The organism is Nocardia sp. NPDC088792 (genome assembly GCF_044750615.1).
In the GTDB taxonomy this organism is placed as follows: domain Bacteria; phylum Actinomycetota; class Actinomycetes; order Mycobacteriales; family Mycobacteriaceae; genus Nocardia.
In genome coordinates this window covers 349,776-360,932 of the sequence record NZ_JBIVKC010000005.1, presented here as the reverse complement: position 1 = coordinate 360,932, position 11,157 = coordinate 349,776, and the positions used below count along the sequence as shown (strand labels likewise).

Here is an 11,157-nt window from a genome sequence, read left to right as displayed (position 1 = left end):
ATCTTCCGGAGGATCTTCCCAGTGCCGTCGCACGACGACATCGCCGCAGCCTGGCTCTCCAGCACCGAATTCGCGGGTGACAATGCCGCGGTCGGATTGCTCTCCAGAGCCATCAATCCGGCGACCTACGACATCAAGCGCGCTTCGCTGCCGGTCTCGGCCGCGGCCGATCCGGCCACCGCGAGCGCCATTCTCGAACTATTGCAGCGCGGTCAGGTGCCGACGCTCGCCGCCATCGAGACCCTCATCGTGCAGAACGACATGCGCGCCGAGGCCGAGCGCATCGAGCGGCTGGGCCGCCGGGCGCAGCGCAGCATCGACGATTTCGGCCGGGTCCTGGCCAAGCTCACCGACGAGTACTGGGTACTACACGGCACCGGGCCGACGCGCCGCGACATTCTGTTGTCGGAACCGGTCATCGACCTCATCCGCGATCGGGTGGGCGATATCCCGCCGACCGCGATCAAGCATCTGTGGCTCATCGAGCGGGCGCAGCGCGCCGGCTGGATCGCCTACAACGCGACGCCCCGATCCCTGTGTGCCGGAAGGCGTTTCCATGCCGCGCGGTACGGAAACCGGGTATCGCTGCGGCCGGTGAACACCATCGGCACGCTGGTCGCGGCCTATCTGCGGGATCAGGTCGCCGAGCACGCCCGGCCGCCGCGCTGGTCCGTTCTCGCGTACGAACTGCGCGACGATCGCGGCCGGCGAGTGTTCAACGACACAGCCGATGCGCGGGCGCAGCAGCAGTGGCTGAGCATCGCCGAATGGATGTCCCTCGAGGACGGCTTGCCCGTACCCGGTCCGCGTGGTTTGCGGGCGATCGCCCGTAAAGGGCGGGATCGTCGCAGCTGAAACTGTTACGGCCAGGTATCCGGAACCATATTTTCGTAACAGCGCCTTAACGTGAGGATTCGGTAACTTCCACGAAACGCGATCACGCGTGGAAGGAGTTGCCCACGATGAATCCGACCCTCGATCCGGCCGCCACGGCCTGGCTGCTCGCGGCCACCGCCCTGGTGCTGCTGATGACCCCGGGCCTGGCGATCTTCTACGGCGGCATGGTGCGCTCGACCGGCGTGCTGAACATGCTGATGATGAGCTTCATTTCGATTCCGCTGGTGGCCGTCGTATGGCTGCTGTTCGGGTACAGCCTGGCCTTCGGGGATGACGCGGGCGGCGGGATCATCGGCAATCTCGGGCATATCGGGCTGGCGGGCATCAATCCCACCACGCTGCACGTGGTGAATTCGAGTACGGGCGCGGCGGTTCCGGAGCTGCTGTACGTCACCTTCCAGTTGACCTTCGCGATTCTGACCGTGGCGCTGATCTCCGGCGCCATCGCGGATCGGGCCAAGTTCGCGGCCTGGGTGATCTTCGTGCCGGTGTGGGCGCTCATCGTGTACGCGCCGATCGCGCACTGGGTGTGGACGCCGAACGGCTGGCTACAGCGTCTGGGCACCCTCGATTACGCGGGCGGCCTGGTGGTCGAGATCGCTTCGGGCGCTTCGGCGCTGGCCATGGCGCTGGTGCTGGGTCCGCGGGTGGGTTTCAAGGTGGATGCGATGCGGCCGCACAATCTGCCGTTCGTGCTGCTGGGCGCGGGTCTGCTGTGGTTCGGCTGGTTCGGGTTCAATGCCGGTTCGGCCTTGCAGGCCAACGGTATTGCGGCGGCGGTTTTCCTGAACACGCTGGTGGCGGGTTGTGTGGGCATGCTGGGCTGGCTGGTGGTGGAGTTGCGCCGGGACGGGAAGCCGACCACGTTCGGTGCGGCCTCGGGTGCGGTGGCGGGTCTGGTGGCCATCACGCCGTCCTGCGGTGAAGTGAACACGCTGGGTTCGGTGGTGGTGGGTCTGGTTGCGGGCGTGGTGTGTTCGTTCGCGGTGGGCTGGAAGTTCAAGGGCAATTACGACGATTCGCTCGATGTGGTCGGTGTGCACTTCGTGGGCGGCATCGTGGGCACGCTGCTGATCGGGTTCCTGGCCAGTGCGGTCATGACGGGCGGGCCGAAGGGTCTGTTCTACGGCGGCGGGCTGGGGCAGCTGGGTAAGCAGGCGGTCGGCGTGCTCGTGGTGGCGGCGTTCGCCTTCGGGGTGACCTTTGTGCTGGGCAAGCTGCTGGACAAGACGATCGGGTTCCGTGTCAGCCGCGAGGACGAGATCGGCGGTGTGGATTTCGCGCTGCACGCGGAGACGGCGTACGCCGAGGGCGTGCACGGGCACAGCGGCGGGCATTCGGTGAAGCGTCTCAGCGACGGGCCGTTCAGCTGATGTCGGCGGTGGCGGCGCTGAAGGTATTGCATTGCGCCGCACGGTCCTTGCTGTAGCCGATCACCCACCAGTCGCCCATGTGCTGGGCGCTGCCGTGGTCGCGCATGTCGCCGGGGCCGTCGCCGCGGTGGTAGGCGTCGTTCTGGGCCGTGGTGATCTGGGCCGGGGTGAGTGAGCCGCCGCCCTTCGAGGACGACAGGTACATGCCGTCGAAGCATTGGGCCTGTTGTTCGGTGCGGCGGGATAATTCGAGGCCGGTGTCGGAGCGGGCGCCGGCGTCGCGGCGCTGCTGGTGCACCTTGCCCAGAATGCCGGCTTCGGCCTGCACGTGGTGTCCGTATTCGTGAGCGAAGACGGACAGGTAGACCACCCAGTTGTTCTTGAACAGGTCGGTTTGCAGCTGACTTATGGGCAGGTAGATGGTCCGGTCGGCGGCGCAGTAGAAGGCGGCGAAGTTATTGCTGCTGCCGGTGCACAGGGTGGTGATGCCGTTGGTGTCGGCGGTGACCTTCAGTTTCGGCGGGTCGAAGGGCAGTTTGATGTTGTCGAACAATGGTTTCCACGCATTGTGCAGGCAGTCGGCGGCGGTTTCGAAGAATTTCCGCGCGACATCGACCTGGGTGCCCCACGGCGCGTAATCGCATTTCGCCGGAATCAGGGTGTAGTCGTCATTGGTGAGCAGGGGATTGTTCGCGGTCTCGGCAATGCCGCGGTTCTCGCCGCCGGTGTCGGGGGCGTACGTGGTCTGCACATTGTCACCGGAGCTGAGGTGGTGCAGGCCGGTGACAAGGGCGGTACGCAGGAGCCCGGCGGTCACCAGCACCACGAGCACGATCAGCAGCGGGACGACACGCCCGCGCCGCGCCGCAGGGCGGGGTGGCACGCCCATGACCTGGAAGCCGCCGGTCGGCGGCAGCGGCGGGCGGTATACGGGCGGTGAGAAGCCCGGCGGTACAGCGGAACCCGGCGGCATCCCGTAAACGGGCATGCCGGGACCGACCGGCGTCCCCTGACCAGGTCGCGCGCCCGGGACAGGCTGTGGATAACCGGGCTGCCCGCCGGGCGGCAGGACCCGCCCGTATCCAGGAGGCGGCGCGGACTGAAAGCCCTGGCGCTGTGGATAACCAGGTCCCTGTGGAATTCCGGGACCCTGTGGACCAACCGGCCGCTGCGGATTGTTCGGGCCCTGTGGATGGCCTTGGCGCTGCGGCGGATTGCCCTGGTATTGAGGGTTTCCGGGCGGGGGCGGGGTGCCCGGGCGCGGCGGCGGGTAGCCGGGACCGCCGGGGTGCTGGGGGTCTGCGGGACGTTGCGGCGGGTTGCCGGCTGCGGGCGGAACGCCGGGGGCGGGTGGCCGCGGGGGCTGGGTGCGGGGGTTTTCACCTGGGGGTATGGGTCCGTGGCCGGATGGTGGGCGAGTCATCCCCTGCACCCCCTCGTTCCTTCAGAGATAACCGGCCGGCTCCGTAGACCTGTGCGTTGACCGCTGAGGAAGGATAGCAAGCTGTCTAAAGTAGCTGTCCATGCAGATTTTTCGGGGGGCCGCCCTGGTCGCGATGCTCCTCGCGATCATGGGTGCGGTCGCGCCGGTTGCCCGTGCGCAGGCGGACGGGGTGAAGATCACCGCGGACGTGAATCTGGGCGATGACGGTCTGCTGCGGGTCACCGAGACGGTGGAAGTGCCTGCGGGCGGGGAGTTCCGGCAGGTGTTGCCGCTGCGGGTGCAGGTCGACCCGAATGTGCAGCGCAGTTTCCAGGTCAGCGACGTGCAGGCCACCGGGGACGGGGACGCGACGGTCGGGGACGACCGTTTCACCATCGATGCGCGGTCCGGTACCGCCACGTTCGAGTACACGGTGCACAACACGGTCAGTGATGCGACGGGTGCGCAGGTTTTCCATTGGACCGGCGTGCTGAACACCGATGTGCAGTCGATCAGCGCCACGGTGTCGAGCCCCAGTTTCCGCATGGGTGTGACCAAGTGCACCATCGGCCCGCCCACGAATCCGCAGGACTGCACGGATATTCAGGTGGAGCCGGACGGTTTCGCGCATTTGGAGAAGACCGATCTACACAAGGGCGATGTGCTGGATGTGACATTGCAGTTGCCGCCCGGCACGGTCAAGGCGAACGCGGATATTCAGGACGACAATGCGCAGGGCGCGTTCTCGGTGACGGGTCCGGTGCTGGCGGCCTTCGGTCTCCTGGCGCTGGCGCTGGCGGCGGCGGGCGGTTACATCCTGTGGTCGCGGCGTTCGGCGCCGGCCGGGTCGGAGATCATCGATCCGATGGTGCGCCAGGGCGATCGAGTGGCGTTCACCTCGCCCGATGGCGTGCTGCCGGGCATCGCGGGTCTCCTGCTGGACGGCGCCGCGGAGGCGTCGGCCCTGGCGGGGACGGTGGTGGATCTGGCTGTGCGCAGCTATATCTGGATCACCGCGGTGGATGATTCGGATTGGCGTATCACGCGCATGAATCCGCCGGATCAACATCTCACCGCCCATGAGCGGGCGGTGTACGCCGCGCTGCTGCCGGACGGGGTCGATTCGGCGCTGTTGTCCGAGCGCTCGGGACGGGTGCCCTTGTCCGCGGTGCGCGCCGCCTTGGTCGGTGATGCGGTGGCCGCCGAGCTCTTCGTCGACCGTACCCGCCGCGGCCTCGAATTCCGTTTCGGCGCGGTGCTGGTCGTGGCCGGTGTGGCCGCGACCCTGTGGCTGGCCCTGGGCCCGGCCCGGCACGCACTGGTCGGTATCGCCATCGTCCTGGCGGGTGTGGCGGCCATGCTGCTCCCCCGCTATCTGCCGTCGCGCACCACCGCGGGCCGCGACCTCACCGCCCGCCTGGAGGCCATGGGCCGCGGCCTGGAAACCCTTACCCCGCAGCGTATTCCGCCGGCCGATCAGGAGCAGGCCTTCTCCCGCGCCCTGCCCTTCGAGGTGGCAGCGCATCGAACGGACCAGTGGGTCCGCACCTGCCGCGACCTGGACCCCACCGCCGACGGCCACCCGGGCCTGTACTGGTTCGGCGGTTTCGAATCCGATCGCACCCTGCACCGCTTCGCCGCTCAATTCCCCTACTTCATCACCAAACTCGAAGGATTGTTCCGGACCGGCCCGGACCACATCTGATATCGAGAAACGACCGATACATCCGCCGTCGCCCGATCCCCTAGGCGTGGATCGCGAGAGCGCGGCGGGCGTAGGCGCGGACGTCGGCGTCGGTATCGGCCAGCGCGGTTTTCAGGGCTGTGCGGGCGGCTGAGGATTCGGGCCAGGTGCTGAGGGTCAGGACGGCGGCTTTGCGGATATCGGGGTGGATGTCGGTGAGGGCGGACGTCAGGGGTTCCGCGGCTCGGTCCGGGCCTACGCCGGCCAGGCCGCGGGCGGCGGCCTCACGGATCTGCCAGGCCGAATCGCGGAGTGCCGCAATCAGGGTGGGTGCGTCGGTGGTGGTGCCGAGGCGGGACAGGGCGGTGAGGGCTGCCGCTCGGACCAAGGGGTCGCGATCCGCGATGAGGGTGCGGACCGTGTCGGCGCCGGCGAGGCCGATGGTGGCCAGGCCACGGGCGGCGGCTATGCGGACCTCGCGGTTGTCGTCGTGGGCGGCGGTGGTGAGGGCGGACCAGTCGTCCAGGGAGATCAGGGCGTTGATTGCTTGGATGCGGACGCGGTGGTCGGGGTCGATGGCGGCCTCGGCGAACAGTTCCGGGGTTCCGGATCGTAAGGCGCGCAGGAGATCCACGACGGTGGCGCGGACGATGGGGTCCGGTGAGTCGGCGTGGGCGGCGAGATCGTCTGCGGCGGGCAGGATTTCGACCAGTTCCCGTAAACCGGCCACGGCGGTCGCACGGACTTCGGCGTCCTCGTCGGCGAGGGCGGCGATCAGGCGGTCGCCGAAGCCGTCGGGGGTGTTCTCGGTCAGGACGGCGAGGGCGGTGGCGCGCACGCGCGGGTCCGGGTCGGTGAGGAAGGATTCCAGGTCCGATACCGACGGGGCGTCGAGGGTGAGGACCAGCGCAATGCGTGGCGCGACAACCACTTTGGGAGCTTCCGCGCGGGTGCCGAGGCCGTCCGACGTCGCCTCCGCCTCGAGGTTGGGCGGGCTGCCGATGAGCGGGGGCTGTTCGACCGGGATGACGGTGGGGTCGGTGGAGGGCAGGTCATCGAGGCCGGGGACCGGGACGAAGTAGGGCTCCACGGGCCGCTTCAGGAACTCCATGCGCCCGTCGCCGGTCTTGCGCAGGTTGAGGTGGTAGCGCCACTCCGCATCGTCGCGTTGCGGGAGGTCGGCGCGGTCGTGGTAGAGGCCCCAGCGGGATTCGGTGCGGGTCAGGGAGGAGCGGGCGGCCATTTCGGCGCAGTCGCGGATGAAGGTCACCTCGGCGCAGCGCATGAGTTCGTGCGGGGTGGTGGCGCCCATGGCCTCGAGGTCGCCGCGCATGCGGTCGAAGGTTTCGATGGCGAGGGAGAGTTTGGTGGCCGTCTTGGGCGGGGCGACATAGTCGTTCACGAAGCGGCGCAGTTTGTATTCGACCTGCGGCTGCGGCGGGCCGTCCGGATTGCGCAGTGGCCGGTAGACGAGTTCGTGCGCGGCGGCGAGCTGGTCGGCGGGCAGGTCGGCCGGGGCGGCGACGTCCGCGAGGGTGGCGGCGGCGTGCGCGCCGGCCAGATCGCCGTAGACGAAGGCGCCGATCATGTAGTTGTGCGGCACGCAGGCCAGGTCGCCCGCGGCGTAGAGGCCGGGGACGGTGGTGCGCGCGTTCTCGTCGACCCACACGCCGGAGGCGGAATGCCCACCGCACAAACCGATTTCGGAGATGTGCATCTCGATGTCGTGGGTGCGGTAGTCGTGCCCGCGGTTGGCGTGGAAGGTGCCGCGGGTCGGGCGTTCGGTGGTGTGCAGGATGCCTTCGAGCGCGTCGAGGGTCTCGGTGGGCAGGTGTGAAACCTTCAGATAGATGGGCCCCCTGGCGGATTCGATCTCCCGTTCGACCTCGGCCATCATCTGCCCGGACCAGTAGTCGGAGTCCACGAACCGTTCACCGAGCGCATTGACCTGGTATCCGCCGAACGGATTGGCGACATAGGCGCAGGCGGGCCCGTTGTAATCCTTGATGAGCGGGTTGATCTGGAAGCATTCGATGCCGGAGAGTTCGGCGCCCGCGTGGTAGGCCATGGCGTAGCCGTCGCCCGCATTGGTGGGGTTCTCGTAGGTGCCGTAGAGGTAGCCGGAGGCGGGCAGGCCGAGCCGGCCGCACGGTCCGGTCGCCAGGATCACCGCCTTGGCCGCGACGGCGACGAATTCGCCGGTGCGCGTGTGCAATGCGGCCGCGCCGACCGCGCGCCCGCCGTCGGTGAGCACTCGCACCGGCATGAGCCGGTTCTCGATGCGGATGCGCTCCCGCATCTTGCGTTGCCGCAGTACGCGATAGAGCGCCTTCTTGACGTCCTTGCCTTCCGGCATGGGCAGTACATACGACCCGGACCGGTGGACGCGGCGGACCGCGTATTCGCCATAGGCGTCCTTCTCGAATTTGACGCCGTACCGTTCCAGTCGCTGCACCATGGCGAAGCCTCGGGTGGCGGTCTGATAGACGGTGCGCTGGTTGACGATTCCGTCATTGGCGCGGGTGATCTCGGCGACGTAGTCCTCGGGTTCGGCCTTGCCGGGAATGACGGCATTGTTGACGCCGTCCATGCCCATGGCGAGCGCTCCCGAATGCCGGACGTGGGCCTTCTCCAGCAGCAGCACGTGCGCGCCGGCTTCGGCGGCGGTGAGGGCGGCCATGGTGCCGGCGGTGCCGCCGCCGATGACGAGGACATCGCAGTCGAGGCGGGTGGTGGCGGCGAGATCCGGAATCTCCAGGCGGACGGGGTGCTGCGTCATGGTTTTCCTCAGCGGAGCAGGTAGGGCATGTTGACGGTGACGGCGCCGGTGGGGCAGCGCGCCGCGCAGGGGCCGCAGTACCAGCACTCGTCGACGTGCATGTACGCCTTGCCGTTGTCCGGGTTGATGGCCAGCGAGTCGAGCGGGCAGATCTCCACGCACAAGGTGCAGCCTTCGATGCACAGGGATTCGTCGATGGTCACGGGCACATCGGCCCGCTGATTGACCAGGGCCATCAGGTCAGCCTCCAATCGGTGCGCTCCGGCGGCCGGGTGAGGCTGCCGCGCATGGTGATCCGGTCGCCGCGCATGCGGATGTATTCGAGGTCAACGGGGCGGCCGTCCTCGAGTTCGGTGAGTCGTTCGAGCAGTAGTAGGGCGCCGCCCTCGGGCAGCTGCAGGTTCATGGCCGAATGTGCGTCGGCGGTAATGGCTTCCAGGGCCAGGTCGGCGGAGCCGAGCCGGCCGCCGCTGATCTCCTCGATGAGCGCGAACACGTCATTGGTTTCGAGGTCGCGGGTGAGGATCCGATCGCCGATGTCGGGGACCAGGTAGGTGAGGTCGAGGCTGAGCGGCAGTTCGCCGAACCAGCGCAGGCGTTCGATGTAGACGGCGTGCTGTCCGGGTTCCAGCCGGAGTTTGCGCGCCACGGCGGGCGGCGGGATGAGACGGTGTGCCGCGCGGACCTCGTTGCGGACTTCGCCGTGGCCGCGCATGGCCTCCTTGAGCCCGAGCAGGGCGTCCAGTCCGTGGTCGTATTTGCGGCGGGCCACATGGGTGCCGACCTTCGGGGCGCGTTCGATGAGGCCCTCGTCCTTCAGAAGGGCGAGCGCGTCGCGCACGGTATTGCGGGAGACGGCGAACTCGGTGGACAGCTCTTGCTCCGAGGGCAGCGCACCCTCGATGCCGCCCGAATGAATCTGCTGCCGCAAGATATCCGCCACCTGGCGGGCCCGGTCGGCCCGGCGGACGGTGGGTCGCAGTGGCACTGGTTCCGACGACACCTCGATCTCCTTTCCGCTGTTGACCTGCGGTTTCAGACTCTAAGGCCAGTTACGGGCCGTGCGCGGAGCGCACCGCCGGCACGCCCGCGGGTGTGCGTCATTGCGCCGCCCGCGCCCACGCGCGGCCTGCCGGAACACCGGGCGATCCGGCTATTGCGCCACCCTCCCCACCAGCGCCGGGCTTGAAATCACGGTGATCGGAATGCGTGTGCCGCCCGTGCCGCGAGAGTGGGGTTGGTAGTTGAAGTTTCCAGGGGCTCGTTCTCGAGATGTGAGAGGAGTTTGTGTCGTCCGTCACTCTTCCGGCGCACGCGGCATCGGTTCAGAGCTGACGGCAAAAGTCAACTGGCACAAAAGATTCAGTGGAACAACCGGGATTCCGAAGGGTTTGGTGTGAATGCCCTCCGGAAGCACTGTGCGGCCGGGACACCCGTGCGTGCCTTCCGCTCCGGCTGAGTGGAATGCTAATTTGATCCCATGTCTTCCAGTCAGCCCACCGCAACGCGGGTCACGTATGTGACCGTCGCGCTGGGTGTGCGGCTGCCGCGGCAACGGGAACTGTGTTGTCCCTGCCGTCGCGCAGCCGAGTACTGACCCCTGATTCCTGGAATCCGGGCTTCTCGCTGCACCGCTGATACCTCCATGTAGGCATTCGTCTCGTTAGCCGACGGGACCGCAGCAAGGACTCGAAGCCATGTCCAGCCCCATTCTCGAGCGTCCGCTCAGTACCACCGTCGCGACCGCCCGACTGGCTCCGGCCCGTCCGGCCGTCCCGGCCGAACTCCGTATCACCGACAACCCGGCCGCCGCCGTGTTGCGCGCCGCCACCCGCGGCCCCATCTTCCGCGATGTCGCGGCCCAGTCCACGGGTTCCAGCATCGCCACCGTGAATCGTCAAGTGTCGGCGCTGCTTTCGGCCGGCCTGCTGCGCGAGCGCGCGGACCTCACCGCCTCCGGCGCGGTCGGCCGGCCGCGGGTGCCGTTCGAGGTCGACACCGACTCGTACGTGACCGTCGGCGTGCACATCGGGTCCACGGTGACCCGCATCGTGGCCGCCGATCTGTCCGGCCGGATTCTCGGCGGACTCGACATCGCCACGCCGCAAACGGGTCAGGACGCGGCACTGACCATCGTGGCGCGCAGTGCCAAGGCCTTCCTGGATCGGCTGCCGCGGCGCAAGCCGCTGTGGACGGGTGTGGCGCTGGCGGGTCGCGTCGATCCGGCGGGCGGGGTGGTCGACCATCCGCGGCTCGGCTGGACCGCGGCGCCGGTGGCGGCCGTATTCAGCAGTGTGCTGGATCTGCCGGTATCGGTGTCGGCGCACGTGGAGGCCATGGCCGCGGCCGAGCTGCTGCTCAACGGGCGCGACCCGGCCGAGACCGAGCGGCCCGGCAGCAGCCTCTACTTCTACGCGCGGGAAACCGCCGGTCTCGCGGTGACGCTGCACGATCGGGTGCACACCCCGGCGAACGGCCCGGGTTCGGTCGCGCACCTGCCGACCGGTTCGGATGTGGATTGCACCTGCGGCCGGCGCGGTTGCTTGGAGGCCACCGTCGGTGAGCGCTACCTGCTGGAACGCGCTGTGCGCAAGGGCATCCTGCGCAAGCCGGAGGCGCCGCGACGCCCGGTGATCGCGGACCTGTACCGCGCCGCCGACAACGGCAACGGCGCGGCGCAGGAATTGCTCTTCGAGCGTGCCGAGATCCTCGGCCGCACCGCGGCCCTGGTGCGCGACATGTTCAATCCGGATCGCGTCATCCTGGGCGGCCAGGCCTTCACCGGCTACCGCCCCGGAATGGAGAAGGTCGCCAAGGCCTTCCACGACAGCACCACCCTCCCCACCGCCGACCTCCGCATCAGCCGCTTCGGTGGCCGCGTACAGGAATTCGCCGCAGCCGTGACCAGCCTCAGCGTCTTCTACGCCGACCCGCTGTCCGCCATGCGCCGCGCCACTCGCGCCGCCCGCTGACCCAACCTCCTTACGAAGCAGCCGACCGG

Annotated in this window: 8 protein-coding genes; 4 read left to right on the top strand and 4 right to left on the bottom strand. The window is 68.4% G+C overall.

Going from position 1 to position 11,157, the window contains the following annotated elements:
- Window positions 1-21: 21 nt before the first annotated feature.
- Entirely contained in the window at window positions 22-855 is an 834-nt protein-coding gene (locus ACIP5Y_RS33880; protein WP_400356420.1) for a hypothetical protein, read from the top strand.
- Window positions 856-962: 107 nt separating this feature from the next.
- Window positions 963-2,270 carry an ammonium transporter gene (locus ACIP5Y_RS33875; protein ID WP_400356418.1) on the top strand — a complete coding sequence of 436 codons (1,308 nt, stop codon included), beginning with the start codon at window positions 963-965 and terminating at the stop codon, window positions 2,268-2,270.
- Here ACIP5Y_RS33875 and ACIP5Y_RS33870 read toward each other — a convergent pair.
- Complete coding sequence (locus ACIP5Y_RS33870; protein ID WP_400356416.1) at window positions 2,263-3,258, bottom strand: neutral zinc metallopeptidase; 996 nt, start codon at window positions 3,256-3,258, stop codon at window positions 2,263-2,265. The two genes, ACIP5Y_RS33875 and ACIP5Y_RS33870, sit on opposite strands and share 8 nt — an antisense overlap.
- Window positions 3,259-3,793: 535 nt before the next feature.
- Between ACIP5Y_RS33870 and ACIP5Y_RS33865 the strand changes: the two genes are divergently transcribed.
- Window positions 3,794-5,398, top strand: coding sequence for a DUF2207 family protein (locus tag ACIP5Y_RS33865; protein ID WP_400356414.1), 1,605 nt, complete (start codon window positions 3,794-3,796; stop codon window positions 5,396-5,398).
- Window positions 5,399-5,438: 40 nt separating this feature from the next.
- Here the strand turns inward: ACIP5Y_RS33865 and ACIP5Y_RS33860 are convergent, their stop codons facing one another.
- From ACIP5Y_RS33860 to ACIP5Y_RS33850, 3 genes are read right to left on the bottom strand one after another with little or no spacing between them, the layout of a single operon-like run.
- Complete coding sequence (locus ACIP5Y_RS33860; protein WP_400356928.1) at window positions 5,439-8,135, bottom strand: fumarate reductase/succinate dehydrogenase flavoprotein subunit; 2,697 nt, start codon at window positions 8,133-8,135, stop codon at window positions 5,439-5,441.
- Window positions 8,136-8,164: 29 nt separating this feature from the next.
- Window positions 8,165-8,392 (bottom strand): ferredoxin family protein, encoded by a 228-nt coding sequence (locus ACIP5Y_RS33855; RefSeq protein WP_280269230.1) that lies wholly within the window; start codon window positions 8,390-8,392, stop codon window positions 8,165-8,167.
- Complete coding sequence (locus tag ACIP5Y_RS33850) at window positions 8,392-9,159, bottom strand: GntR family transcriptional regulator (RefSeq protein WP_400356412.1); 768 nt, start codon at window positions 9,157-9,159, stop codon at window positions 8,392-8,394. Before ACIP5Y_RS33850 ends, ACIP5Y_RS33855 begins: the two co-directional genes overlap by 1 nt.
- Window positions 9,160-9,853: 694 nt before the next feature.
- Here ACIP5Y_RS33850 and ACIP5Y_RS33845 point away from each other — a divergent pair.
- A complete protein-coding gene (locus ACIP5Y_RS33845; RefSeq protein WP_400356410.1) occupies window positions 9,854-11,128 on the top strand; it encodes an ROK family protein in 1,275 nt (424 codons plus the stop codon).
- The last annotated feature ends 29 nt before the right edge of the window (window positions 11,129-11,157 follow it).

Bases quoted from the DNA above. Each gene is read 5' to 3' on its own strand.
- ACIP5Y_RS33845 (WP_400356410.1), top strand. From the start codon at position 9,854: ATGTCCAGCCCCATTCTCGAGCGTCCGCTCAGTACCACCGTCGCGACC.
- ACIP5Y_RS33875 (WP_400356418.1), top strand. From the start codon at position 963: ATGAATCCGACCCTCGATCCGGCCGCCACGGCCTGGCTGCTCGCGGCC.
- ACIP5Y_RS33870 (WP_400356416.1), bottom strand. From the start codon at position 3,258: ATGCCCGTTTACGGGATGCCGCCGGGTTCCGCTGTACCGCCGGGCTTC.
- ACIP5Y_RS33865 (WP_400356414.1), top strand. From the start codon at position 3,794: ATGCAGATTTTTCGGGGGGCCGCCCTGGTCGCGATGCTCCTCGCGATC.
- ACIP5Y_RS33855 (WP_280269230.1), bottom strand. From the start codon at position 8,392: ATGGCCCTGGTCAATCAGCGGGCCGATGTGCCCGTGACCATCGACGAA.